The following is a 25,409-nucleotide window of genomic DNA, read 5'->3' as shown; positions in this document are numbered from 1 at the left end:
CAGGAGGATCACCGTGGAAGACCGTGAATTCGAGGGCAAGGACAGCGTCGGCATGTACCTGTCCGAGATCGCGCGTACCCCGCTGCTCGACGCCGAGCGCGAGGTCGAGCTGAGCCGCACGATCGAGGCCGGGCTGTACGCCCGCCACTTGCTCGAGACCGGCCGCATCGGACGTGCGAAGGGCGGCGCGCCCAAGCGCGCCACGCGCGAGGAGCTGGAGTGGATCGCCGAGGAGGGCGACCGCGCCGTGCAGGAGTTCGTCCAGGCGAACCTGCGCCTCGTCGTGTCGATCGCGCGCAAGTACGGACGCGCGCAGATGCCGATGCTCGACCTCATCCAGGAGGGCAACACGGGTCTGATCCGCGCCGTGGAGAAGTTCGACTACGCCAAGGGCTTCAAGTTCTCGACCTACGCCACGTGGTGGGTCCGTCAGGCCATCACCCGTGGTGTCGCGCAGCAGGCGCGCGTCGTGCGCCTCCCCGTGCACGTCGTCGAGGAGCTGAACCAGGTCTCCGGCGCCCGTCGCAACCTCGAGCGCCAGCTGGGCTACGACCCCGAGCCCGCCGAGATCGCCGCCGAGCTCGGGATGCAGGTCGAGCGCGTCATCGACCTGCTCGCCTGGGGCCGCGACCACGTCAGCCTCGACTCCCCCGTGGACGAGGACGGCGACACCAGCCTCGGCGACCTGATCGCCCGCGACAGCACGCCCGGCCCCGACCTGGCGATGCTCGACCACGATGCCCGCGACCAGCTGCTCGCTCTCGTCGACCGACTGGAGGCCCGCGAGGCCGACATCGTCAAGGCCCGCTACGGCCTGCTCGACGGTCGCCAGCAGAAGCTCGCCGACATCGGCAAGCGCCACGGCATCTCGGCCGAGCGCGTGCGTCAGGTGGAGCGCCAGGCGATCGCGCGACTGCGCGAGATCGCCGATCCCGAACTGGCCGCGTAAGCGGTCACTCCCGAGCGGACGCTACTGCAGCGGCGTCGCGCTCATCGAGCGCCCGGCTCGACCAGGTCCTTCCAGACCTCGTCGACCCGGGCGCTCAGCTGTTCCCGGGTGCCGGTGTTCTCGATGAGGACGTCCGCGGCGGCGTTGCGCTGATCGCGGGACGCCTGCGCGGCGATGCGGGCGCGGGCGTCGGCCTCGCTCATGCCGCGGTCCCCCACCATGCGCGCGACCTGGAGCTCCTCGGGCGCGTCCACGACGATGACGACGTCGCACGCGGCCGAGGCACCCATCTCCACCAGGAGCGGGTTGTCGTGCACGACGATGCCGTCGGGACCCGCCTGCTGCTCCCGCTCGGCCGCGAGATCGCGGATGGCGGGGTGCGTGATCGCCTCGAGGTCCTTCAGGGCCGCCGGGTCGGCGAAGACCAGCGCGCCGAGCGCGGGCCGGTCGAGCGTGCCCTCGGGGGTGATGACGCCGGCGCCGAAGCGCTGGGCGATGAGGTCGAGCGCGGGGCTGCCCGGCGCGACGACCTCGCGGGCCAGCCGGTCGTAGTCGATGATCGTGGCGCCCAGCGCGGCCAGACGCGCGCTGACCGTGCTCTTGCCCGAGGCGATGCCTCCGGTCAGGCCGACCCGACGTGCCATCGCGCGGGGCTCAGAGGGTGCCGGCGTTGCCGACGGTGGTCACGTGGACGTGGTCGTAGTGGTTCGCGGTGGCGCCACCACGGTCGCTCATGCCACGCCAGCCCTCGCCCCCACGCTGGACCGTCCAGATGCGCTGCTCGTAGATCAGGTAGTCCACGCCCAGCTGGGTGCGGTTGGCCTGCAGGAACGCGGCGATGTCCCAGCCGAGCTGGCCACGGACCATGATGTCGAGCGAGTGGCCGGTGGCGTGCTCGCCACGGCCGGCCAGGCCGCCGTAGCTGGCGACCTCGGGGAAGCGCGCGCAGACGGCGCGGTAGACGCGCACGGTGTCGGGCTGCAGGCCCGACTCGACCGCGGAGCCACGGGCGCAGGCGGCCGTGGAGATCGTGCCCTCGGAGGGGCCGAGCTTGGGCTCCTCCTCGTCGACGAGCTCGGTGGAGACCCAGCGCGGGAGGTCGTTGTGGATGACCTGCGTCCAGTCGCCGCGGGTCTCGCCCGTGACCTGGAGGGTCTTGCCCTTCGCCACGGTGGCCAGCACCGGTGAGTCGTCGGAGGCGTCGGCACGGACCGGCACGGTCTTCTGCGCGTAGAGCGAGCCCTCGACCATCGCCTCGGCCTCGACGGCCGACGGGAGCGGCGGGCGCTCGGCGCTGCTGCGGCTGGCGCGCGCGGGAGCGGAGCCGCTGAGGGCCTCGGTGACGATGTCACCGTGGGCGACGGGGGTGGCGTCGGCGGCATCGGGAGACTCGGCCAGGCTCACCGTGGAGGTGCCGAGAGCCGCGACGGCGGCCACTCCGAGGGAGGCCACACCGGTCGCCAGGGCTCCGTGCTTGCGGGCACGGACGTACCAAGGGTCGCGGACGACGGGCTTGCGCCGGTGTCCGGGCTTGGGGGTCTGGGTCATCGAAACCAATGCGGGTCGGGGGAACGGCCGCCTGCCAGTCAACCATACTGAGCACGCAGATCCCAGAGGCTTCGACGATCCCCCGCGAGAGGAATGAGCGATGTCACACCAAACCGGCGAGCCCGTGGCGCTGCCCGCGGCCGACCTGCGCCGCCTGGCGGGCCGCTTCGCGGCGGGACTCGAGACGGCCGGCGTGCGGGGCGGGGACCGGGTCGTGGTGAGCCTGCCGAACAGCGTCGAGCTGCTGGCGGCGGTGTGGGCCTGCGTCGCCTCCGGGCGCATCCCCGTGCCCCTCGACCCACGGCTGACGCCGCACGAGCGCGAGCCGATCCTCGACGACGTCTCCCCCGCCCTCGTGCTGGACTCGCTCGTACGGTTCGCCGAGCTGCTCGAGCCCGAGCCCGTCGACCTCGACCCCGACCCGCGCTGCCGCCCGATGCACTTCACCTCGGGCACGACGGGGCGCCCGAAGGGCGTCTGGTCGGGCTTCTGGGACGTCACCGACGCCGAGCAGGCCGTCCTGGAGGAGCGGGACCTCTGGGGCTTTGCGGCCGAGGACGTCAACCTCGTAGTCTCGCCGCTCTACCACTCCGCTCCCCTGCGGTTCGCGCTCGGCACGGCGCTGGCCGGCGGCGACGTGGCCGTGCTGCCCACGTTCACCCCCGAGGGCTTCTGCGAGGCCGTCGCGCGGCTGCGGCCGACGACGATGTTCTGCGTCCCGGCGCACCTTCAACGGCTGCTGGCGCATCTGGAGGCCGGCGCCACGATCGACGTCTCGTCGTTCCGTCTCGTGGCGCACGCCGGCGCGCCCTGCCCCGACCCGATCCGCCGCGGCGCGCACGCGCTCTTCGGCACCGACGTGGTCTGGGAGTTCTACGGCTCCACCGAAGGACAGTTCACGGCGTGCTCGGCACCGGAGTGGGCCGAGCACCCGGGTACCGTAGGGCGCGCCCGGCCCGGCCGCACGATCACGGTGGACCACGAGGACGAGCTGTGGTGCGCCGTGCCGCCGTGGGGACGCTTCGCCTACTGGAACGACGAGGAGCGCACGGCGAACGCCTGGCGCGACACCGCCGACGGTCCGGCGTTCACGGTGGGCGATCTCGGCCGCGTCGACGACGACGGCTACGTGTACCTCGACTCACGCCGCACCGACCTCATCATCAGTGGCGGGGTGAACGTCTACCCCGCCGAGGTGGAGGCCGCGCTGGTGGAGGTCCCCGGCGTCGTCGAGATCGCGGTCTTCGGTCGGTCCGACGAGCACTGGGGCCAGCGTGTCGTGGCAGCGCACGTCGGCGACGCCTCGGAGGACGCCCTGCGCGAGGCCGCCACCGAGCGCCTGGCCCCGCCGAAGCGGCCCAAGGAGTACGAGCGCGTCGAGGCGCTCCCCCGGACCGCCACCGGCAAGGTCAGGCGCACCGAGCTCTGAGCAGCCTCAGGCCGACTCGATGCACGTGAACGAGCGCCGGTACGCCTGGGGGCTGGTGCCGCGGATCGCGCCGAAGTGGTGGCGCAGCGTCGCGGCGTTGCCGAAGCCCACGCGGGTCGCGATCTGCTCGATCGAGAGCTCGGAGGTCTCGAGGAGCTCCTCGGCCATCGCCACCCGGCGACCCAGCAGCCACTGCCAGGGCGTCGTTCCCGTCTCGTCGCGGAACCGGCGGGCGAAGGTGCGCTCGGAGAGGTGCGCGCGCTGGGCCAGTGCGGCCACGGTGAGCGGCTCGGCGAGGTGCTGCTGGGCCCAGTCGAGCACGGGAGCGAGCGTCTCGGCCTCGATCGTGGGCATCGGCGCCCGCACGAACTGCGCCTGCCCGCCGTCGCGGTGCGGCGGCACCACGATCCGTCGGGCCGCCGTGGCCGCGACGCGGGAGCCGTACCACTGACGCATGAGATGCAGGTTGGCGTCGATGCCGCCGGCCGAGCCCGCGCCGGTGACGATCCCGTCCTGCTCGACGTAGAGCACGTCGGTGTCGACGACCGCCTCGGGGAACGTGGCCGCGAGCTCCGGACCGTAGCGCCAGTGCGTGGTGCAGCGACGGCCGTCCAGCAGCCCGGCGTGGCCCAGATGGAACGCGGCCGAGCACGAGGCCATGATCGTCGCCCCGCGCGCGTGCGCTGCTCGCAGCACCTCGCTGATGCGCGGGTCCTCGTCGCGGTAGTGACGCTGGGCCGCCACCGCCACGAGATCGGCGTCGTCGGCAGCCGACAGGTCGTGTCGCACGACGTAGTCGAATCCCGAGGTGCCGGTGACGATCCCTGGCACCGGGGTGCACGCGACGAACTCGAAGACCGGATTGTCGTCGTCGGGGTGGTACGGCTCGGCCCAGACCTCGGCGAGCACGCCCATGCCGAAGGGCTCGGCGAGCTCGGGGACGATCATCGCGATCTTGGTCATGGGGACCTCCTGGCGGGTTTCCATCGCATGTGGCGGAATCTTGACGGGTCATGGCGTTCCTGCCACTGGTGGCAGAATATCACTGATAGCAGAATTAAAGCCATGATGATCCTCCTGCTCCTGCTGATGACCACGACGGCCGCCGCGCTCGCCGCCGGACTGTGGTCGACCATCAACCACGACGGACTCGGCGTCCGCCCCGGCCCGCGCAGCCACGCCCGCGACACCTTCGGTGCGTCGTATGACTCCTGATGACACCGACTCCGAGGACGACGAAGGCCCCCGACCAGCTGGTCGGGGGCCTTCGTCGTGCTCAGCGGGAGATCACTCGCCGCCGGTCAGCTTCTCACGCAGGGCCTGCAGCGCCTCGTCGGACGCCAGCGAGCCACCGGTGGACTCCTCCTGGGCGGGAGCGGACGTGTACTCGCCCACCTCGCCGGCCTCGAGGTTGGCCTTCTCGGCCTCGGCGACCTGCTTCTTGTGGGCCTCCCAGCGCTCGTGCGCCTCGGCGTACTGACGCTCCCACGTGGCGCGGGCCTCTTCGAAGCCCTCCTGCCACTCGCCGGTCTCCGGATCGAAGCCGTCGGGGTAGATGTAGTTGCCCTGCTCGTCGTAGGACGACGCCATGCCGTAGAGGGTCGGGTCGAAGCTGTCGGCCTCGGCGGCGACCTCGGTCTCGTTGGCCTGCTTCAGCGACAGCGAGATGCGACGACGCTCGAGGTCGATGTCGATGATCTTGACCATGACCTGGTCGCCGATCTGGACGACCTGCTCGGGGATCTCGACGTGACGCTCGGCGAGCTCGGAGATGTGCACCAGGCCCTCGATGCCCTCCTCGACGCGCACGAACGCACCGAACGGGACGAGCTTGGTGACCTTGCCCGGGACGATCTGACCGATCTGGTGGGTCCGGGCGAAGTGCTGCCACGGATCCTCCTGGGTCGCCTTGAGCGACAGCGACACGCGCTCGCGCTCCAGGTCGACCTCGAGCACCTCGACGGTGACCTCGTCGCCGACCTGAACGACCTCGTTCGGGTGGTCGATGTGCTTCCAGGACAGCTCGGAGACGTGCACCAGGCCGTCGACGCCGCCGAGATCGACGAAGGCGCCGAAGTTGACGATCGAGCTGATGACGCCCTTGCGGACCTGGCCCTTCTTGAGCTCGTTGAGGAAGTTCTGGCGCACGGCCGACTGCGTCTGCTCGAGCCACGCACGGCGCGACAGGACCACGTTGTTGCGGTTCTTGTCGAGCTCGATGATCTTCGCCTCGAGCTTCTGGCCGATGTACGGGTCGAGGTCGCGGACGCGACGCATCTCGACGAGCGACGCGGGCAGGAAGCCACGCAGGCCGATGTCCATGATCAGGCCGCCCTTGACGACCTCGATGACGGTGCCCTCGACGACGCCGTCCTCTTCCTTGATCTTCTCGATGTCGCCCCAGGCGCGCTCGTACTGGGCGCGCTTCTTGCTCAGGATCAGACGGCCTTCCTTGTCCTCCTTCTGGAGGACGAGGGCCTCGACCGAGTCGCCCACCTGGACGACCTCGTTCGGATCGACGTCGTGCTTGATGGACAGCTCACGCGAGGGAATGACGCCCTCGGTCTTGTAGCCGATGTCGAGCAGGACCTCGTCGCGGTCCACCTTGACGATGGTGCCGTCGACGATGTCGCCGTCGTTGAAGTACTTGATGGTCTGGTCGATCGCGGCGAGGAAGTCCTCTTCGCTGCCGATGTCGTTGACCGCAACCTGCGGGGCCGCAGAAGGAGTTGCGAGGCCGGAAGTCATGTAGTTGGGCTCCGAGTGGATGGAATTGAGTGTGGACAGGATGTGCACCGGATTCCGGGCATGCCGGAGCCAGCGCAACTGTCAGTCTACGTCACGCACGGGTGCCGCGTAAAACCGGCGGCTCAGCCGTCGGAACCGGCGAGCTGCTCGTCCATCCAGGCGGTGCGACCGGCGATCCAGTCCCGCAGCCGGGCGGTCTCGCGCAGCCAGCCCTCCCCCGGCTCCACGCCGGAGTCCGGGTCGCTCGCGAAGCGCAGGACGGTGGTCCACGTGCCGATCTCCTCCGGCGCGGCCCAGACCAGCTGACCGGCCCCGCCGTCGGCGACCGGGGTGAAGTTGGCCGTCGCGCTCTCGAGCAGTCGGGCGGACTCCTCGTCGACGTGCGTGGCGAGAGTCGCCAGCTGCGGCGCGGCCTCGCGCCAGCGGGCGCGGACCTGCTCGACGAACCAGGGATCGGTCAGCAGGCGGTTGTAGTAGTGACCACCCGGCTCGGCCCACAGCTGCGACGGCAGCAGCGCCTGGCGCCAGCCGTCGTCGGGGAACTGCGGGTGGAAGTGCCGGCCGATCCACCAGCCCGAGGGCAGGTGGGAGTCGCCGGCGTAGCCGAGCTCGTACAGCCCCTGCGAGACGTCGTAGTCCCACGGCGGGCCCATCGCGAGCGTGCCGTCGGCCCGCATCACGAGGTACACGCTGTTGCGGAAGCCCGCGTCGAGGTTCTTGGTCAGCTCGTTGACGAGGTACAGGGAGACGAACGAGTCCACGTCGATGCGCTCGCGGTAGCCGTTCTCGGGGAAGGACTCGTCGTAGAGGAGGTCCTCGACCTCCTGGAACGCCTGCCGCACGCGGGCCGGATGGTTCGTGTCGCCGTCCTTGAGGAAGACGCGCAGCCCGCGGTCCGTGCGGAACTCGGGATCGTCGTCGTCGTTCGTGTCGGCCTCGAGCAGGGTGTCGCCGTCGCCGAGCTCGACGCGCCCGTCCTGCGTCTCGATGCCCTCGCCGAACTGGTAGACGCCGCAGGGGGCGCCGTTGATGCGCAGCTCGACCGACTCGAGGTGGGGCGCCCACGGGACGGCGAGCATCCGCGCCGCGCGCATCGCGACGTCGTTGCGCAGCAGCGAGCGGTCGAAGTGGTTGGCCAGCAGCACCCAGTCCCGACTCTGCGGCAGGCCGAGCAGCGAGGCCTTCGCGTCGAGCTTGACCTTGTACGGTCGCTTGCGCTCGATCGACGCGGTGGAGTTGCCCCGCACGCGCAGTCCGGCCGCCACCGTCGTGAATCGGCCGTCGCGCCGGTCGTGGAACGTCAGCCGCCCCTTCACGTAGTCGGTCTTCGTGGTGATGATCTGCGTGCAGGCGTCGGGGCCACGCGGCCCGGGGACCTCGACGGCCAGCGACGTCACGCGCGGCGGGATCGTGGGGGTGGGCTCGGTCGTGGGCTCGGTGGTCGGCTGCTCCAGCGGCTCGTCCGGGGTCGGGTCCGGCGACGAGGTAGGCGGGGCCGGCACGACCTGCGCGGCGCCCGAAACCTGGGGCGCGCCCTTCCAGCGTCCGGCGACCACCCGGAACGCGCGTCCCGTCAGGTCGCGCTGGGTGCCCACGACGCCGAAGTCCACCCGTCCGGCGGCGTTGCCGGGACGCCCTGCGACGACGGTGCGCCAGGTCGAGCCGTCACGGCGTTGCAGGCTGACCTTGCGCCCGGTGCGCGCGGGCGTGACACGCGCGGCGACGCGGACCTGTCCCCCGGTGACCCGCACGGTCGTGTCCGCTGCGGGACGCACCGTGCGGACCGTCACCGTCCTCGTGGAGAGCGCGCGGTGGCGCTTCCCGCGCACGGTCGTCGCCGGGAGGACGGCGCGGTAGTCGACCCGGGCGCGCGTGGTGGAGGTGGTCGTCCGCAGGACGCCCCTCGCATCGGTTGTCGCGCGCAAGCTGCGCCACGAGGAGCCGGCGCGGTACTTCAGGACGACGGGGCGCCGCACCCGGGTCCCCGACGCCACCACCACGGAGAAGCGCTCGCCCGGCATCACCGACGTGCGCGAGACCTTGACCGTCGCCCGGGGTGCGGCCTCGGCCGGGGTCGCCACGACGAGTCCCGTCACCATCACGAGACCACTCACGCCACAGGCGAGAGCACGCAGGGCCCACCTCACGAGAGTTTCCCCGATTCAGTCCGAGATCAAGAACGAGCGCAGCGCCCGTCCGTACGACTCGACGTCGGCCGCGGCCATCACCTCGCGCGCGGAGTGCATCGCGAGCTGCGGCGCACCGACGTCGATCGTCAGGATACCCGTCCTGGCAGCACTGACCGGACCGATCGTGGAGCCGCACGGCAGGTCGGCACGGTGCACGTATCGCTGCAGCGGCACGCCCGCGGCCGTGCACGCCGCGGCGAAGATCCCGGCGCCGACGCCGTCGGTGGCGTACCGGAGGTTCTGGTTGACCTTCAGCACCGGACCACCGCCGAGCGTGATGCGGTGCAGCGGCTCGTGCTTGTCGGCCTGGTTGGGGTGCGTCGCGTGGGCCATGTCGCCCGAGACACAGACCGACGCCGCGACCGAGCGGAAGACGTCGTCGCGCTCGCCGCCGGCGGCGAGCACGATCCGCTCGAGGACCGAGGACAGCAGGGGCGAGTCGGCGCCGCGCTCGGAGGTGCTGCCGACCTCCTCGTGGTCGAACAGCACCATGACGTGGCGCGCCGTGGGGTCGCCGGCCTCGACCGCGCCCAGCAGCGCGTCGAGGGCCGCCGAGCACGTGGCCTGGTTGTCCAGTCGCGGGGCGGCGACGAGCTCGCCGTCGGGCCCGGTGCGACCCGAGGCGCGCAGGTCGAAGGTCATGAGGTCGAAGCCCGTGACGGCCGTGCCGTGGAACCCGGCGCGCTCCCCCACCACCTCGAGGAACGGACGGCGGGTCAGGCCCGCGAGCGCGTCGAGGTGGCGCTGGCGGTCGAGCTTCGAGCCGTCGCGGTCGAGGTGGATGGCCAGCCGCGGCACGCGCAGCAGCGGCTCGTCGACCCGGATGGTGCGGGTGGTGCCGTCGCTGAGCGCGATGCGGCCGGCGATGCCGAGGTCGAGGTCGAGCCACGACTCCAGCAGCGGGCCGCCGTACGGCTCGAGCGCCACCGTGGCCTGACCGTCGCGCCAGCCGTCGTGGTGCTGCTTGAGCCGCAGGTTCGGGCTGTCGGTGTGGGCGCCGACGATGCGGAAGCCGGCATGGGCGGGCGCCTCCGGACCGGTCGACCACGCGACGAGCGTGCCGCCCGAGACGATGAAGTGGCGTCCCGCCGCGGTGGGCCAGGCGTCGCGCGGGTCCACCGCGGTGAACCCGGCCTCGGTCAGCCGCGCGGCCGCCGTCTCGCAGGCGTGGAACGGCGTCGGCGAGGCGTCGATGAAGGAGATCAGGCGGTCGGCAGCGTGCATGGCGCCACCCTAGCGACGGTTGCGGAAGTCCTCGATCGTCGCCTTGAGGCCGATCTCGGCCGTGGTCGAGGGCGACCAGCCGAGCAGCTCGCCCGCGAGGGTGATGTCGGGACGGCGGATCTGCGGGTCGTCGACGGGACGCGGCACGTGCACGATCTGCGACGAGGACTCGGCCAGGTCGCGGATCCACGTGGCGAGGTCGAGCATCGAGATCTCCTCGGGGTTGCCGAGGTTGACCGGGCCCGTGGCGCTGGACTGCATCATCGCGACGAGCCCGCCGACGAGGTCGTCGACGTAGCAGATCGAGCGGGTCTGGTGGCCGTCTCCGGCGACGGTGATCTCGCGGCCGGTGAGCGCCTGGTGGACGAAGTTCGGGATGGCGCGGCCGTCCTCGACGCGCATGCGCGGGCCGAACGTGTTGAAGATGCGCACGATCTTGGTGTCGACGCCGAACTCGCGGCGGTACGCCGCCGTCATCGCCTCGCCGAAGCGCTTGGCCTCGTCGTAGACCGAGCGGGGACCGACGGGGTTCACGTGGCCGAGGTAGGTCTCGGGCTGCGGGTGGACCTGCGGGTCGCCGTAGACCTCGGAGGTCGAGGCCAGCAGGTAGCGGGCGCCGTGCGCGTGGGCGAGGTCGAGCGTGTTCTTCACGCCCATCGAGCCCGTCATCAGCGTGTGGATCGGGAGGCGGTGGTAGTCGACCGGCGAGGCGGGCGAGGCGAGGTTGTACACCTGGTCGAACGGGCCCTCGATCGCGTCGACCGCGGCCGCGTCGGCGATGTCGGCGTCGACGATCGTGACCTGGTGCGCGACGGCGGCGAGGTTCTCACGTCGGCCCGTGCTGAAGTCGTCGACCACGACGACCTCGTGTCCCGCCTCGACGAGCCGCTCCACGAGGTGCGATCCGACGAAACCGGCGCCGCCGGCAATCAACGCGCGCATCCGTGCTTCCCTTCGCCTGAGTCCGCCAGCTTTCTACTGGCGAGTAGGACTCATCTCACAGGGTACCTCGGAGTTCGCCCGGTTCGGCAGCTTCGCGCCCATCTCGTCGCAACAGCAACAGCAGGTTCCACGAGAGGACCTCGCGGACGACGGGGACGCGCACCAGGAACGAGGCCCAGCGCGGCAGGTAGCGCGGCCGCGCGGACACGATACGCACGCCCGGCGCCCGGTGCGCCCATCGCATCCCCCACGCGACCGAGAGCTTGAAGAGCGTCTCTCCGACGCGGTTCTTGGGCGGGTGGCCGTGACGGCGGGTGTACCGGTCGATCGCGCGCCGGCCGCCGAGCCAGTGCCACGGCGACGTCTCGTGGCCGCCCCACGGCGACCACCAGTTCGTGTAGGAGAGGAACACCAGCCCGCCGGGCTTGGCGATGCGCACCAGCTCGCGGGCGACGACCTCGGGGTCGCGGACGTGCTCGAGCAGGTTGGAGGAGAACACCAGGTCGGCCGAGCCGTCGGCGAACGGCAGGGCCGCGGCGTCGGCCGCCACTCCCCCGTTGGCGAGCGCCGGGACGTCGGGGTCGAGGTCGACCGCGACGTAGCGGGCGCCGCGGCGACGGAACTCCTCGGCGAACTCCAGCGGGCCAGCGCCGACGTCGACGACGAGCCGCCCCTGCAGCGACATCTCGTGCTCGACGAGGTCGGCCGAGTCGCGCGCGAGCGCACCGTAGAAGAGGTGTGGCTCGGTCTGCTCGACCAGGAAGGACCGGAAGAGATGGACCGAGCGGCCGATGCCCTCGCCCCTCATCGGACGGGCCTCGTGGCCGTCACGACGAGCGTGGGCCGCCAGCGCGGGCGCACGATCCGCAGCACGAGGGCGACCGGCGCGAGCGCCATCGCGAGCAGGCGGGTGGCGCGCGACGCCAGCACCCCCGCGGGGCGGTCGGCAGGGCGGAGGCGCCGCACGAGGCTGGCGCCCTCCATCGTCAGGTTGTCCGTCAGCGACCGCGACACGCGCACGTCGGCGAAGCCGGCCGCGTCGAGCAGCCGCGTGATCGAGTCGGCCGAGAAGAAGCGCACGTGCGTGGGGTCCTCCAGCAGCCACCAGGCGTCGGAGAAGGCGCGCAGGGAGGCGCTGTCGGCCGCCGGCGTCAGGAAGAGCACGCGGCCCCCCGGGCTCAGCAGCCGGTGCGCGGCGCGGGCCAGGGCGTGCACGTCCTGCACGTGCTCGACGACGTGGACGCCGTAGACGAGGTCGGCCGGCTCGGCGGTCTCGGGGACCTCCTCGATCCCGCACGCGTGCAGCTCGGCGCGCGCGCGGACCTGCGGGTCGACGTCGACGTGCAGCTGGTCGGGATCGCAGCCCGCCACGGGGTGGCCGTCGTCGAGGTAGCCGCGCAGCATGGCGCCGCCGCCGTAGCCGATCTCGAAGACGCGGGCCCCGTGACGCAACGGAGCGGCCCGCCGCAGCGTGCGCGACGTGAGGGCGAGCCGCACCCGGTCGAGGCCGGGGTCGCCGCCGTAGGCGACGTCGCGCGGATGCGCCGGAGCGGCCTTGGGATCGCGCTCGATGTGAGAGCATTTCGGACAGGTCGCGAGCACCGAGACGCCGTCCCGCAGGGTCACGGGCGTCGTCGGTGTGGAGCACACCTCACAGGACATCGGACACCTCACCCCTCGCACGGACAGGAGAGCACGCTATCAGCGGATTGCGCATCGCCATCCTCAGTTGGCGTGACCTCGAGCACCCCGAGGCCGGAGGCGCGGAGGTGTTCGCCGAGCGGACCGCCGCGACCATGGCCGAGCGCGGTCACGACGTCGTCCTGTTCGCCTCCTCCTTCCCCGGCGGGACGCCCCACGCCGAGCGACACGGCTTCCGCCTCGCCCGGGCGGGCGGCCGCTTCACCGTCTACCCGCGGGGCCTGTGGCACGTGTGGCGCCGCCGCCGCAGCTACGACATCGTCCTCGACGTCCAGAACGGCGTGCCCTTCTGGACGCCCCTCGTCTTCGCCAAGCCGCTGCTGGCCGTTGTGCACCACGTGCACCGCGAGCAGTGGTTCACCTTCTTCCCGCGCCCGATCTCCTCGATCGGCTGGTTCCTCGAGTCGCGCGTCGCGCCCTTCGTGTACCGGCGTCAGCAGTACGTCACGGTGTCCGAGGCCTCGCGGCGCGAGCTGGCGGCCGTGGGCGTCGACCCCGCGCGTGTCTCGGTGGTCTACAGCGGCAACGAGGCCCCCGACCACGTGCTGGAGCAGGAGCCCGAGCCCGAGCGGGGCACGCGACTGGCCTGCCTGGGCCGCCTCGTGCCGCACAAGCGCGTCGAGCTCGCGATCGACACCGTCGCGGCGCTGAAGGACGAGTTCGACGACATCGCGCTGGACGTCATCGGCGGCGGTGACTGGATGGACTCCCTCGTGGAGCACGCGCGCCGCGCCGGCGTCAGCGACCGCGTCGTCTTCCACGGCCACGTGAGCGACGACGAGAAGCACGCCCTGCTCGCCGGGGCGGCTGCGCTGGCGATGCCCTCCATCAAGGAGGGCTGGGGCCTGACCATCCTCGAGGCCGGATACCACGCGGTGCCGACGGTGGCGTTCCGCTACGCCGGCGGCACGCAGGAGTCGGTCCAGGACGGCCACACGGGCCTGCTCGTCGACACCGACGACGAGTTCATCGCCGGGCTGCGCCGGCTGCTGGCCGACCCCGACGAGCGGGCCAAGCTCGGCGCCGCCGCACGCGAGTTCGCCCTGCGCTTCGACTGGGACCGCACGGGCCACGAGCTGACCGACCTGGTCGAGCGCGTCGCGCGCTCCTGAGACTCCTCACCGCACACGACGAAGGGCCGCCGTCCCCCGGAGGGGGCGGCGGCCCTTGCGGTGCCGGTGACCGTCAGGCGGTCGCGTAGGCGTCGTCGTTCACGTCGGCGTCGCGGTTGCCGCGGAACCGGACCGCGAGCGCGATGCCGACCACGATGAACAGGATGCCGAGGCCGCCGATGGCCAGGGGCAGCCAGGTGCGGACGGCCTTGAGGACGCCGACCTTGGAGCCGTAGTCGTCGATCGTGGCCTGGACCGTCTCGGGCGTGGACGCCGAGACGGTGTCCATCGCGACGACGTCCTCGGCGCCGGGCTCGTCCAGCTTCAGCCACTGCTTCTGGGCCTCCTGGATCTTCACCATGACGCCGGTCTCGGGCTCGACCCAGATGGTGCGCTCGTTGGCGTACGTGCGGGTGGCCTCCACGGCCTCGGTGTCCTCGAGGCCAAAGATGCCGCGCGGGACCTCGCGGACGCCGAACTCGGTCTCGGGGACCGAGCCGAAGAAGCGGTAGGTGTCGATCGAGCCGTCAGTGCCCTCGACCTTCTCGGTGCCCTCGTACTCCATCGTCATGGGCGCCTTGATCGTCGCGTCCCAGTACTCGTAGCTCTTCTTCTGCGTGTTGAACGGGAACTTGATGATCTGGCCCTCGAACTCGATGGGCTCGCCGTTCTGCGAGCTGCCCGACCACGGGACGGCCTCGCCGGTGAAGCGATCGATCGCGAACGTCTGCTCGAGGAAGTCGATCGGCGGCGCCTGGTCGTTGTTGTCGGTGCTCTGGCCCTTGGTGTAGACGCCGATGTCGGCGCCGTCGTTCTCGTCGGAGGCCTCCGACGCGAGGTCGGGATCGCCGATGACGGTCGCGACGGTGGAGATCGGGCCCGAGCCGGGGGCCACGTTGTCGGCGTCGAAGAAGTTGGCGTTGTCGTCACCGAGGACCTGCTGGGTGTTCTGGTCCTTGGGGACCACGGCCAGGCGGTCGTAGGCGTACACCTTCATCGCGACGCCCAGCGTCAGAAGGAACGCTCCGAGCGTCAGGAACGCCACCGCGCCACGAGAAAACTTCCGCACAAGTGCCTCCGGTCTAAGGGTGCTGCAAACAGTATTTGTGAGTTACCTCTCGCGAGAGCGTAGCACCACGAATCCGTCTTGTTGCGGATCCCTACTGATGAGTACATCCGCGATGCGAGCACTGCCCACGCCCGCCGGTCCCGCGTCCAGCCAGGCGACCCCCGCGGCGTGCGCCGCGGCCTCGTCGCTGGGCTGGTCGCCGACCATCACGACGCGTTCGGGGCGGGCCCACTGCGCCCGCGCCAGGGCCCGCAGCAGCATCCCCGGCAGCGGCTTGCGACAGTCGCAGGTGCCCGTCTGGTGGGGGCAGACCTCGATCCCGTCGAGCCGTCCGCCCGCCCGCGCGAGACGCTGGACGAGGGCCGTGTGGACGTCGACGAGCTGCTGCTCGGAGAGCAGCCCGGTGGCGATCCCCCGCTGGTTCGTGACGAGCACCGTGCGCACGCCGGCGCGGGTCAACTGCCCCACCGCACGGGCGGCGCCGGGGCGCAGCCGCAGCTCTGCGGGCGATGCGATGTAGCCCGGCCGGTGCACGTTGAGGGTGCCGTCGCGGTCGAGCAGCACGAGGTCCCACGGGACGTCGCGGTCCGGCGGCGGGATCTCGCCGGTGTCGCGTCCGAGCAGCGCCTCGGCGGTCCACATGGTCAGGACGTCGGCTGCGACAGCACGTCGACCGCCTCGCACCAGGCGTGCGCCCACAGCATGTGGACCTCCTGGATGCGCGGCGTGAAGTCCGAGGGCACGTGCAGCACGTGGTCGGCGCGGCCCGGCAGGTCGCCACCACCCTCACCGGTCAGCGCGACGGTGGCGATGCCGCGCTCGCGGGCCGCGTCGAGCGCGCGCAGGATGCTCTCGCTGCGCCCGCTCGTGGACATCGCGATCAGCAGGTCGCCCGGACGACCCATGGACTGGACGCCCCGCACGAACACGTCGTCGAAGCCGTAGTCGTTGCCGACGGCCGTGATCGAGGTGAGCGAGTCCGCGAGGCACACCGCGGGCAGCGGCGCGCGATCGAGGATGCACTTGCCGACGAACTCGGCCGCGACGTGGCTGGCGATCGCGGCGCTGCCGCCGTTGCCGGCCACCAGGATCGTGCCGCCGGCCCGGAGCGTCTCGACGACGGCCCGGCCCGCGGCGTCGACGGCCTCGACGAGCGCGGGCTCCTCGAGGGCGCGCGCCAAGGTGGCCCAGGCGTCGATGCCCAGCGTCTGGCGCTGCGCGACGACCTGCGCGACCGCGTCGTCCGAGACGCGGTGCAGCTGGTGCTCGATCGTCAACTCTGTCCCCTCCACGTGACCAGTCCTTCCCTCGAGAACGTGAACTCCGAGACCGCCAGCCCCATGCGGGTCAGCTCCTCCGCCACGACGTGGCGCCGCTCGAACTCACAGATGAAGACCAGGTGGCCTCCGCCGCCGGCGCCGGTGACCTTGCCGCCGAGCGCACCGAGCGTGAGGGCCTTCTCGATCGCCTGGTCGATGAGCGGCGTGGCGATGCGGTCGGACATCTTGCGCTTCTCGTCCCATGCGCGACCCAGCAGACGGCCCAGCGTGTCGACCTCGCCGCGCACGAGCGCGAGCTTCATCTCCTCGGCGAGCACCTTCTGGGCGCGCAGGCCCTCGAGGGCCTCCTCCTCGCCGCGCTCGTACCGCGACACCTGGTCGTCGATGATGTGGTCGCTGACGCGGGTGTTGCCGGTGTAGGCCAGCAGCATGTTGTGCTCGAGCTCGTGGATCGTCGAGTCGCGGATGCGCAGCGGGTTGACGACGACCTTGTCGGTGAACTCGATGTAGTTGAAGCCGCCGAACGCCGCGGCGTACTGGTCCTGGGCACCGCCGGGGATCTGCAGGTCCTCGCGCTCGAGCCGGTAGGCCAGCTCGGCCACCTCGTACTCGGTGAGGTCGACGCCGAGGTGCTGGGCGACGACGCCGATCACGGCGACCATCACCGCGCTCGAGGAGCCCAGGCCGGACCCGGGCGGGGCGTTCGTGTGGATGAAGAGGTCGAAGCCCGTGGCCTGGACGGCGCCGGGGTACTGGCGCAGCCGCGCGATCGTGGCCTTGGGCAGGTCGAGCTGGCCGTCGAGCTCGAGGTCGTCGTCGACGTTGAAGCCCACCGAGTAGCCGTAGTCGAGCGACTTGATGGTGACCTGTCCGTCGGTGCGCGGGCGCAAGGTGCAGTAGGAGTAGGCCGAGATCGTGGCCGACAGGACCGCGCCGCCCTCGCGCTCGGGGAACGGCGCCACGTCGGTGCCGCCACCGGCGAACGAGATGCGCAGCGGAGCACGGGCACGCAGCACCGGGCGGCGGACGTCGACCGCGGAGGGATCGGCTGACACCTGGTGGGACTGCTGTGTCATCCGTACTAGCCTCCAGACGTGACGCGTCGCACTGCCGGGCGCAGTGCGACGTCAACCTACCTGATGTACGACCATCCCGGAGGGCCCATGGGTCACCTGCGTCTCGTCGACGGCCTGCGTGCCGTCGCGGCGGGTCTCGTGCTGGTCTCGCACGTCGCGTTCTGGACCGGAGCGGCGAACATCGACCTCGTCGGAGGGCTCGTCGCACGCGGCGACGCGGGCGTCGCGGTGTTCTTCGCGATCTCCGCGTTCCTGCTGCTGCGGCCCGCCATCGCACGGGGGCTCGACGGCGTGGCGGGCGAGCCGGGCTCCCTCTCGCGGTACGCCGTGCGCCGCGCCACGCGCATCCTGCCGGCCTACTGGCTGGCCCTCGCCGGCGTGCTCGCCGCAGCCGTGTGGGTCGTCGGGTCCGGCAGCGGCGGCGCCGGGAAGGTCGCCGCGCACGTCCTGGTGCTGCAGGGGTACACGGGCGAGTACTACCAGTCCTTCACGCAGACCTGGAGCCTCACGACCGAGGTGACGTTCTACGTCCTCGTGCCGCTGCTCGGGGCGGTGCTCACCCGCGGGCTCTGGCGGCGCGGCTCGCGCGGCGTGGGCACGCTCGTCGGCCTCACCCTGGCGGTCGGCGGGGTCGGCCTCGTCGCGCAGGCCGTGGCCGCCGCGTGGACGCGCGCGGGCTCCGACGGCGGCGCGGGGGTGCTGGCGACCAGCGTGCTCGGCCACCTGGCGTGGTTCGGGGCGGGCACCGTCGTGGCGCTGCTGGCCGAGGGCCACCGCCGCGGGGTCGGCCCCCTGGCCACGCGCCCCGGCTTGCTGGCCGTCTGGAGGTCGCGGCCCACGCTCGTCCTGCTCGCCGTCGTCACCTACGTGCTGGCGTCCTCGCCGATCGCCGGTCCGCGCGACCTGGCTGCCCCGACCGTCGGTCAGGCCGTGGTCAAGGAGGCGCTCTACGCGCTGTTCGCGTTCCTGCTGCTGGCGGCGTGCGTGCAGGAGCCCCGCCCCGGCACCCCCGCCGCCCAGGTCGCCCGCTGGGGCGTCACGCGCTGGCTCGGCGACATCTCCTACGGCGTGTTCCTGTGGCACCTGGTCGTGCTGCAGGTGCTGTTCGAGGTCACCGGCGCCACCCTCTTCGCCACCGGATTCTGGTGGGTGCTCTACGCGGTGGTCGGCTTCAGCGTGGCGCTGGCGTCGCTGTCGTGGATGCTGGTCGAGCGGCCGATCCTGACGCTGGCCCGGGATCGAACAGCCCGCGACCGAGCAGCGCGAGCGTGAGCAGACCCGTCAGCTGACCCAGCACGGTGCCGGCCGAGGTCCGGTCGACAACGCCGAGAGCGGCCATGGCCACGGCGCCGAGCCCCATCGAGACGATCGCGGCCAGCACGACGAACCGGCGCGGCAGCAGCCACGCGACCACCACGAGGGCCAGCCCCGCGGGTCCGCCGCAGAGCAGACCGACGACCCCGGAGACCGCCCAGCCGAGCCGGCGATCGGGCTCGTCCGCGGGCGCCGGCCAGGTGTCGTCGGGCAGCCGTCGGCGCCGCGTCGCGACGAGTGCCCCGAGCAGCAGCAGGAGCGCCACGGGCGCGGTGGCCAGACCCCAGCGGTGCGCCGTGGACGGGGCGAAGTCGATCACCACGTCGCCGGAGACGGCCGCGGGGACGCGGAAGCCCTGCCGCCAGCCGTCGATCGTCACGGGCTCGAGCTCGTCGCCGTCGGCCGTGGTGGCGCGCCATCCCGCGTTCGCCCCCTGGGTCAGAGCGATGACGGCGTCGTCTCCCCCGCTCAGCGAGGCGACGATGCGTCCCGGACTCTGCTCCTCCGCACGCACCGGACGGCCCACCCCCGCCGCGGAGTCGACCGTGCCGAGCAGGATCCTCTCGACCTGGAGCGCCGGCGGCAGCTCGGGACGGACCTCGACGACGCCGCGACCGACCGAGACCTCGTCCTCCCCGCACGCCGGGAGGGTGAGCGGGTCGCCGCTCACCAGGCGCGAGCGGGCGATCTCGCCGCCGACACGGACGGTCGAGCCGCCGACCGTCACGGCCGAGCACGGCACGCGGACGGGCGCGGGCTCGCCGATCGCCTCGAAGTCGAGGTCGGGCACGGCCCAGGCGCCCTCCCCCGGCGTGCGCACGACGGTGAGGGTGACGCGGTCGCCCCTGCCCTCCACGACGCCACCCGTCGGAGGCAGCACGGTCACGCGTCCGCCGACCGTGGCGCGGATCGACGCGATGCCCACCCCGTCCGTCGTGATCCGACCGAGCGGGGTCTCCTCGGGCAGCGTGACCTCGACGGTGGCGGCGTCGCGCCCGTCCGGGACCTGCCACGACGTGGTCGGGTCGCGGTCGAACGCCGCGCCGGGTCGCGAGGCGATGTCGTCGGGGTCGGCACGGTCCTCGGAGGCGAACGTCGCCGGGGCGTCGAGCAGCGACTCCAGCTGGGACCCCGGGCGGGCGCGGGCGGTGACCTCGACCGGCACGCGCGCCTCCGCGGATGACCGGAAGGCCCAGCGCGGCGCCGCGGCGTCCTCCTCCAGCGGGCTCAGCAGGACGCCGGTGCGACGCGGATCGACCTCGCCGGGCAGGAGCAGGCGCGAGCCCCACTCGTGCTCCGAGCTGGTGACCTCGGCGATGCCCCGCACCACGGGTCGCGGCGCCTCGGGCAGGAGGACCTCGAGTCGGATGAACTCCTCGGCGCCGAAGTCGGCGGTCCAGTCCGAGCCGGCGTCGACGTCCTCGGCGCGCGAGCTGCCGTCGGCGCGCACCGCTCGCAGCGTGAGGGGGTCCGTGGCGGGCGTCGTCTCGGCAGGCGCCACCGTGACCTCCCCCAGCGGCGAGGACTCGTCGAGCGTGAGCGCCAGGCGTCCTTCGGTGGTCTCGTCGGTCAGCCACGCGGTGCCCGGATCACCGTCCAGGGCGGCCGCGGGTCCGGAGGCCGTGCCCGACCACGTGGCGGCGAACGGGTCGGCGCCCGAGCTGGACGCCTCGACCGAGGCCAGACCGAGCCACTCGCGCACGGGCTGCGTGGTGCGGTCGCCCGCGGGCGGGAGGTCGCGCGACCCGATCGGGACGGGGCCGTCGTCGTCGACGTCGAGGGTCGGCCCGAAGGCGAGCTGGGCGGGGCGGCCACTGTTGAACTGCCGCCAGCGGGGCGTGTCGGTGACCACGTCGGCGTCCTCGGCCGCCGGCGAGACCGAGGTCCACGCCCACGGCGACAGGCCGATCGCGGTGAGGTCGTGCAGCGCCTCTGGACCCCCGGCGACGACGACCTCGCCGTCGGCCGGCATCGACTCGACGACCGGAGTGGGGCCGGAGCCGACCGTCCACACCGAGAGGTCACCGAAGCGCTGGTGCTCGGCGAATCCCGGGGAGCGGGCGAGCGTGCGCTCGACCCGGTCGGCCGGCAACGCCTGTACGAGTGACAGCACCCCGTGCCGGACGACGACGCGCGCCACGCCCATCCGCTCGAGCAGGTCCGCGAGTCCGGGCTGGGCCACGCCCGACGCGGCCGCCGCGTCGATCCGGTCGAGCAGCCGGGTCGCGCCCGGGTGTCCCAGCGGCGCGGCGGGTCGCGTGACGATCGGCGACTCGGCCAGCGCGACGAGTGGCTCGTCCGAGGTCTTGCCCCACGTGAACTCCGCCGTGCGCGCGGCGGGCAGCACGAGCGTGGAGCCACCGTCCTGCGCGTGCAGGGCGTCGAGGTCGGCCGCGGCCTCGCGCCACGTCGCCGGGATCTCGTCGTAGCTGTTGGCGTCCCCACCGCGGCCCGACCACCAGGCCATGGGCGACAGCAGGGCCGCCACGAGCACCACCACGGTGGCCGCCCGCGGCAGCCGTCGCACGCGACCGAGGCCGTGCCCGACCAGCACCGCCGCGCCGAGGGCGAGCGGCAGCCGGACCAGCGGGTCGGCCTTGTGCACGTTGCGCAGCGCTGCGCCCGGCCCGTCGAGGAAGTCGCGGACGAGCCCGGACACCGGCGATCCGACGATCCCGGCGTGTCCCACCGCCATGAGCACGGTGCCGAGCAGGGCCGAGCCGACGAGGAACCGCGAGACGTCGCGGCGCTCGCGGTCGCGACCGAGGACGACGAGTCCCGCGACTCCGGCGCCGGCGACGACCATGCCCGCGACGATCGCCACGAGTCCCTGCGCCTGGACCCAGCCGGACTGCCACACGGGGTGGGACTCCGCGTCGAGGATGTAGGCGATCCAGTGGTCGGCGCCGCGCAGCACGTGGGGCACCGAGGTCACGGCCGTGGTGATCCGGGCGGTCTCGATGTAGTCCAGGAACGGGTAGCCGTAGCGGCCGAGCACGAGCAAGGGCACGACCCACCACGCGGCGCCGACGAGCACCCCGGCGGACCACGCGAGGACGGCTCGCCCGCGCCGAGCGGCCCTCGGGGCGGTGAGCAGCACCAGCAGCGGCAGGAGCAGCACGACGGCGGACGCGGTGGCGTTGACGCCACCGAGGGCGAAGGTGAGCAGTCCCGTGATCGCGGCGGCCCGGACCAGGGCAGCACGGTCGGTGGAGGGCCGGACCATCGTCCACGCGCTCAGCACGAGCCACGGCGCGACGGCGCCCGGCCAGGCCTCGACCGAGATCTCGGGCAGGACGGTGACCACGCGCGGGGCGATCGCGTAGAGGGCGCCGGCGAGCAGGGCGAGGTCGGGCCGCAGGCGCAGCAGGCGGCGGGCGACGAGGTAGGTGCCGGTGAAGCCGACGACCAGGATCAGGCTCCACCAGAGGCGCTGGGCGGCCCAGCCGGGAAGGCCGATCGCGTCGGCCAGACCCATGAACGGGCCGAGGGGGAAGAGGTAGCCGTAGGCCTGGTTCTGCAGCTCACCGAGGCCGGCGTGCGAGTTCCACGCGTACAGCGCCCGAGCGAGGTAGTCCCACGGGGCGACCGTGAGGTCGAGCTTGGTGTCGGGCTGCGTGCGCCCGGGTGCGACGACCCACGGAAGAATCGCCACCAGCAAGGTGCTGGCGGCGATTCTGACCCGTTGCGCGACGTCGGGCGTCGCGGAGGGTTCGTCGATGGTGGGGTGTGTCACCCCGGTTCGATCAGGACTCGTCGTACGCGATGACGGACGAGTGCGTCTGATCCTGCTTGACCGCGGTCTGGCTCGCGACGATGCCGAGGACCGCGAGAATTCCAAGGATGATCCCGGCAGCGCTGCCGCCGATGGTCCAGACCGCGTTCTCGCTCATGTGCCCCTGTTTTCCGTAGTCGAGGAATACTTATCGGTAACCCTAGCAGCCCGCCGGCGGCTTGTCCCGCAGACGACACACGCGTGATACGGCGCCTCAGGAGTGCTCGCGCGGCCTCCGGACGACCGCACGGGCGGCTCCGCCCGCGGCCAGGAGCAGGCCGAGGCCGCCCAGCGCGAGACCGAGGTGGTCGATCGGCTCGGCCTCCGGCACGGGGGCGAGCCCCTCGTCGCCGAGGTCCCACCACTCGAGGGACTCCGTGCGGACGCGCAGGTCGGCGTCGGCCAGCTGCAGGGCCGTGAGGGTGGGTCCGGGCTGGTCGGGCTGGATGAGCACGTGGCGCACGCCGACGGCGCGCAGTGCCGCGAGGACGTCGCCGCCCGGTGCGCCGAGGGCGCGTGTGACGTCCGCCGCGCGGGGGTCCTCCCCCGCCACGACGCCGTCGCGCAGCGGCAGCGCGTCGTTGACCCGGACGTCGCGCAGGAGCAGGCGCGGCCACGGGTCGAGCAGGACGCGGTCGTCGTTCCATCCGTACCGGCGGTACTGCGTCCACGGCAGCACGGCGACGGCTCCGGGCTCGGCCCGCTCCAGCCGCTCGGCGACGAACGTGAAGTCCACGGGGTAGTCGACCGAGCCCCAGCGGCCGCCGGCGCCCCAGGCGAGCCCCGGCAGCGTGACGACGGTGACGAGGCCGGTGGCGGCGGCCAGTCCCCCGGCGATCCAGCGTCCGGCACCGCGCAGGGACGCCGTGGCGGCGAGACGGGCGGCGCACAGGCCCACCGCCAGCGACACCGCGACCATCCACAGTGCGGCGAACTTCTGCCCATCGCGGACGAGTCCGCCACCGGGGACCTGCAGGACGAGGAAGGAGACGAGCTCACGGCCTCCGGGCAGTCCGGCCGCGATGCCCGCGACCAGGCCGAGGAGGCCGGCGACGGCGGCGCCGAGATATTCGGGGCGCGACCGGACCCGCGCGTCGGACCACGCGATCACGACTGCCGCGAGGACGCCGACCAGCGCGACGCCCGACAGCAGCAGGCTCTGCCGCTCGGCGAACCAGCTGGCCTCGTTCCAGATGCCACCCCCGGTCAGCACCGAGCCGACCATGCCCCAGGGGGTGTCGCCGCGGGCGGCGAAGGCCTCGACGCCCGCGGAGTCCGCCGACGAGGAGGCGTCGGAGCGCAGGAACGGGAACCACCACGAGGCCGCGACCAGCACCGAGACGAGCATCGCCCAGCCCCACGCCCGCCAGGCCCGCGGCCACCGCGACCCGGCCAGCAGCACGGCGGTGGCCATGACGACGGCGAGCACGGCGCCGGTGGAGCCGGAGAGCCCGGCCAGCGCCATCACCACGCCGAGCGACCCCCCGGCGGACTCGCCCCGGCGGACGCGACCCGCGGTGCGGACGACCCAGAACAGCGCGGCGTAGCCGAGCAGGTAGCCCCAGTGGCCGATCGCGAGCCGCTCGGCGATCCACGGGTTCCAGCAGGCGACGAGCGCACCGGCCACCGCGGCGCGGCGCCCCGGCAGCAGCGCACCCGCACCCGCGCCGGCCGCCACGAACACCGTGACGAGCAGCAGCTTCTGGACCAGCCAGCCGGGCAGGACGGTGGACAGGACGGCCACGACGAGGTCGTTCGGGACGGCGCGCGGCACGGCTCCGTCGACGCCGAGGGTGCGCTCCCCGAACCCGAGGTCGGGGACGAACACCATGTCGTAGCCGAGCTGGAAGCCCGGCGCCAGCGTGGGGCCGAGGATCACCACGGCGGCCAGCAGGCCGACCAGACCGCCGACGGCGGTGGGCGTGGTCGCGCGCCTCATCAACGCGCCCCGTGCAGACGTTCCATCTCGGCGAACGCCTCGCCCATGCGACGGCACTGCGTCAGCAGGTCGTGGTGCTCGACGACCCACGCGCGGTTGGCCTCGCCCTGCCGGCGGCGACGCTCGGCGTCGGACAGCCAGCCGACCAACGACGCCGCGAGGGCCTCGACCTGGTCGGACCCCTCGACGTCGAGCAGGTCATTGCCCGGTGCGATCGCCTCGTGGTTGCTGCCGCAGCGCGTCGTGACCACGGGGAGACCGCACGCCTGGGCCTCGACGTAGGCGAGGCCGAACTGCTCCTCCCACTTCCACGTGGGCCGCGGCGCCGTGGTGAAGACCGCGGCGCTGCGCAGCAGGTCGCCGACGCCGCCGGCGTCGAGGCCGCCCGCCAGCGTGACGCCGCCGTGGGGGTCGTCCGCCGCGGCCCGCACGAGGCCCTCGAGCGGCCCGCGGCCCGCGACGACGAGCTCGGCCTCGGGGATCTCGCGGCGCACGAGGCGCATGGCCTCGAGGATGCGGTCGATCCCCTTGTTCTCGGCCAACGGGCTGACGAACGCCACCCGCGGGCGGTCGGCGATGTCGTGGGCCGGCGTGAAGATCTCGGTGTCCACGCCCGGCTTCACGACGCGGATGACCGCGTCGTCGAAGCGGTTCTCCAGCAGGTGGTCGCGCGCGGCGTCGACCATGCACAGCAGCAGCTCGGCTCCGCGGCACGACTCGAGCGCCTGGCGGTAGGGCGGCACGCGGTAGAGCGGCTGGCGCGCGAGATTCTCCCACGTCACGACCGCCTGGAGCGGACGCCGTCCGGTGCCGCGCCGTCGCCACCGCGACGCCTGGCCGGTGACGAGCGAGCACAGCTCGAGCGAGGCGACCCAGTCGAACTCGGCCGGGTCCTGGTCGCGAAGCTCGTTGACCCACGCGAACGCGCCGGCCTCGATGAAGCGCTTGATCGGGCGGCGGTAGGTGCTGGGCACCCACGTCAGGTCACCCACCGGCTCGTCGCGCGCCAGGGCGGTGACGTGCGTGTCGCCCAGGAGCGACATGTAGAAGAGCTCGCGACGCGGCCGCTGGTCGGGCAGGGACACCCACAACAGTTCGCGCGTCACCCGTCGAT

Annotated in this window: 22 protein-coding genes; 5 read left to right on the top strand and 17 right to left on the bottom strand. The window is 72.7% G+C overall.

Going from position 1 to position 25,409, the window contains the following annotated elements; translation table 11 throughout:
- Positions 1–52 precede the first annotated feature (52 nt).
- On the top strand, positions 53–949 hold the full coding sequence (locus tag ACGWYL_RS12300; protein ID WP_395487672.1) for an RNA polymerase sigma factor RpoD/SigA: 897 nt from the start codon (positions 53–55) through the stop codon (positions 947–949).
- Between the two features lie 41 nt (positions 950–990).
- On the opposite strand, the gene coaE is transcribed toward ACGWYL_RS12300, so the two are convergent.
- Together coaE and ACGWYL_RS12290 are read right to left on the bottom strand one after the other, a co-directional pair.
- Entirely contained in the window at positions 991–1,593 is a 603-nt protein-coding gene (coaE, locus tag ACGWYL_RS12295; RefSeq protein WP_395487322.1) for a dephospho-CoA kinase, read from the bottom strand.
- 10 nt (positions 1,594–1,603) lie between these two features.
- Complete coding sequence (locus ACGWYL_RS12290) at positions 1,604–2,497, bottom strand: SH3 domain-containing protein (RefSeq protein WP_179424926.1); 894 nt, start codon at positions 2,495–2,497, stop codon at positions 1,604–1,606.
- A 100-nt stretch (positions 2,498–2,597) separates the two neighbouring features.
- Between ACGWYL_RS12290 and ACGWYL_RS12285 the strand changes: the two genes are divergently transcribed.
- Positions 2,598–3,926 (top strand): class I adenylate-forming enzyme family protein, encoded by a 1,329-nt coding sequence (locus ACGWYL_RS12285; protein ID WP_395487321.1) that lies wholly within the window; start codon positions 2,598–2,600, stop codon positions 3,924–3,926.
- A 6-nt stretch (positions 3,927–3,932) separates the two neighbouring features.
- On the opposite strand, the gene ACGWYL_RS12280 is transcribed toward ACGWYL_RS12285, so the two are convergent.
- Complete coding sequence (locus ACGWYL_RS12280; RefSeq protein ID WP_179424930.1) at positions 3,933–4,889, bottom strand: helix-turn-helix domain-containing protein; 957 nt, start codon at positions 4,887–4,889, stop codon at positions 3,933–3,935.
- Between the two features lie 102 nt (positions 4,890–4,991).
- Here ACGWYL_RS12280 and ACGWYL_RS12275 point away from each other — a divergent pair, with 102 nt between their 5' ends.
- Positions 4,992–5,141 (top strand): hypothetical protein, encoded by a 150-nt coding sequence (locus ACGWYL_RS12275; RefSeq protein ID WP_179424932.1) that lies wholly within the window; start codon positions 4,992–4,994, stop codon positions 5,139–5,141.
- 72 nt (positions 5,142–5,213) lie between these two features.
- On the opposite strand, the gene rpsA is transcribed toward ACGWYL_RS12275, so the two are convergent.
- From rpsA to ACGWYL_RS12245, 6 genes are all read right to left on the bottom strand, one after another.
- Positions 5,214–6,674, bottom strand: a complete 1,461-nt coding sequence (gene rpsA, locus ACGWYL_RS12270; RefSeq protein WP_179424933.1) for a 30S ribosomal protein S1 — start codon at positions 6,672–6,674, stop codon at positions 5,214–5,216.
- 122 nt (positions 6,675–6,796) lie between these two features.
- Entirely contained in the window at positions 6,797–8,788 is a 1,992-nt protein-coding gene (locus ACGWYL_RS12265; protein ID WP_395487320.1) for a CotH kinase family protein, read from the bottom strand.
- 48 nt (positions 8,789–8,836) lie between these two features.
- On the bottom strand, positions 8,837–10,087 hold the full coding sequence (locus tag ACGWYL_RS12260; RefSeq protein WP_395487319.1) for a M18 family aminopeptidase: 1,251 nt from the start codon (positions 10,085–10,087) through the stop codon (positions 8,837–8,839).
- A 9-nt stretch (positions 10,088–10,096) separates the two neighbouring features.
- Entirely contained in the window at positions 10,097–11,029 is a 933-nt protein-coding gene (locus ACGWYL_RS12255; protein WP_395487318.1) for an NAD-dependent epimerase/dehydratase family protein, read from the bottom strand.
- A gap of 55 nt (positions 11,030–11,084) precedes the next feature.
- Positions 11,085–11,837, bottom strand: a complete 753-nt coding sequence (locus ACGWYL_RS12250; RefSeq protein WP_395487317.1) for a class I SAM-dependent methyltransferase — start codon at positions 11,835–11,837, stop codon at positions 11,085–11,087.
- Positions 11,834–12,655, bottom strand: a complete 822-nt coding sequence (locus tag ACGWYL_RS12245) for a class I SAM-dependent methyltransferase (RefSeq protein WP_269306592.1) — start codon at positions 12,653–12,655, stop codon at positions 11,834–11,836. The genes ACGWYL_RS12250 and ACGWYL_RS12245 overlap by 4 nt, the downstream gene beginning before the upstream one ends.
- A gap of 83 nt (positions 12,656–12,738) precedes the next feature.
- Between ACGWYL_RS12245 and ACGWYL_RS12240 the strand changes: the two genes are divergently transcribed.
- Entirely contained in the window at positions 12,739–13,842 is a 1,104-nt protein-coding gene (locus tag ACGWYL_RS12240; protein WP_179424947.1) for a glycosyltransferase family 4 protein, read from the top strand.
- Positions 13,843–13,915: 73 nt separating this feature from the next.
- Here ACGWYL_RS12240 and ACGWYL_RS12235 read toward each other — a convergent pair whose 3' ends face one another.
- The 4 genes from ACGWYL_RS12235 to ACGWYL_RS12220 all read right to left on the bottom strand — a co-directional run bounded on the left by ACGWYL_RS12235 (position 13,916) and on the right by ACGWYL_RS12220 (position 17,267).
- Positions 13,916–14,887, bottom strand: coding sequence for a DUF3068 domain-containing protein (locus ACGWYL_RS12235; RefSeq protein ID WP_395487316.1), 972 nt, complete (start codon positions 14,885–14,887; stop codon positions 13,916–13,918).
- A 66-nt stretch (positions 14,888–14,953) separates the two neighbouring features.
- Entirely contained in the window at positions 14,954–15,553 is a 600-nt protein-coding gene (locus ACGWYL_RS12230) for a D-glycero-alpha-D-manno-heptose-1,7-bisphosphate 7-phosphatase (protein WP_395487315.1), read from the bottom strand.
- Between the two features lie 2 nt (positions 15,554–15,555).
- Complete coding sequence (locus ACGWYL_RS12225) at positions 15,556–16,188, bottom strand: SIS domain-containing protein (RefSeq protein ID WP_395487314.1); 633 nt, start codon at positions 16,186–16,188, stop codon at positions 15,556–15,558.
- Positions 16,185–17,267 carry a GHMP kinase gene (locus ACGWYL_RS12220; RefSeq protein ID WP_269306588.1) on the bottom strand — a complete coding sequence of 361 codons (1,083 nt, stop codon included), beginning with the start codon at positions 17,265–17,267 and terminating at the stop codon, positions 16,185–16,187. The genes ACGWYL_RS12225 and ACGWYL_RS12220 overlap by 4 nt, the downstream gene beginning before the upstream one ends.
- 18 nt (positions 17,268–17,285) lie before the next feature.
- Between ACGWYL_RS12220 and ACGWYL_RS12215 the strand changes: the two genes are divergently transcribed.
- Positions 17,286–18,539, top strand: a complete 1,254-nt coding sequence (locus ACGWYL_RS12215) for an acyltransferase family protein (protein WP_395487313.1) — start codon at positions 17,286–17,288, stop codon at positions 18,537–18,539.
- Here ACGWYL_RS12215 and ACGWYL_RS12210 read toward each other — a convergent pair.
- The 4 genes from ACGWYL_RS12210 to ACGWYL_RS12195 all read right to left on the bottom strand — a co-directional run bounded on the left by ACGWYL_RS12210 (position 18,439) and on the right by ACGWYL_RS12195 (position 25,401).
- Positions 18,439–22,236: an alpha-(1->3)-arabinofuranosyltransferase family protein gene (locus ACGWYL_RS12210; protein ID WP_395487312.1), complete on the bottom strand. Its 3,798-nt coding sequence runs from the start codon at positions 22,234–22,236 to the stop codon at positions 18,439–18,441. The two genes, ACGWYL_RS12215 and ACGWYL_RS12210, sit on opposite strands and share 101 nt — an antisense overlap.
- Before the next feature lie 91 nt (positions 22,237–22,327).
- Entirely contained in the window at positions 22,328–22,474 is a 147-nt protein-coding gene (locus ACGWYL_RS12205) for a hypothetical protein (protein ID WP_153302813.1), read from the bottom strand.
- Between the two features lie 96 nt (positions 22,475–22,570).
- Entirely contained in the window at positions 22,571–24,295 is a 1,725-nt protein-coding gene (locus ACGWYL_RS12200; RefSeq protein ID WP_395487311.1) for a hypothetical protein, read from the bottom strand.
- Positions 24,295–25,401, bottom strand: a complete 1,107-nt coding sequence (locus ACGWYL_RS12195; protein ID WP_218845786.1) for a glycosyltransferase family 4 protein — start codon at positions 25,399–25,401, stop codon at positions 24,295–24,297. The genes ACGWYL_RS12200 and ACGWYL_RS12195 overlap by 1 nt, the downstream gene beginning before the upstream one ends.
- Positions 25,402–25,409 lie beyond the last annotated feature (8 nt).

Source organism: Aeromicrobium sp. JJY06 (genome assembly GCF_044069275.1).
GTDB classification, from domain to species: domain Bacteria; phylum Actinomycetota; class Actinomycetes; order Propionibacteriales; family Nocardioidaceae; genus Aeromicrobium; species Aeromicrobium tamlense.
Note: the sequence above shows the minus strand (reverse complement) of the source record. Positions and strands in the feature narration are given on the sequence as shown.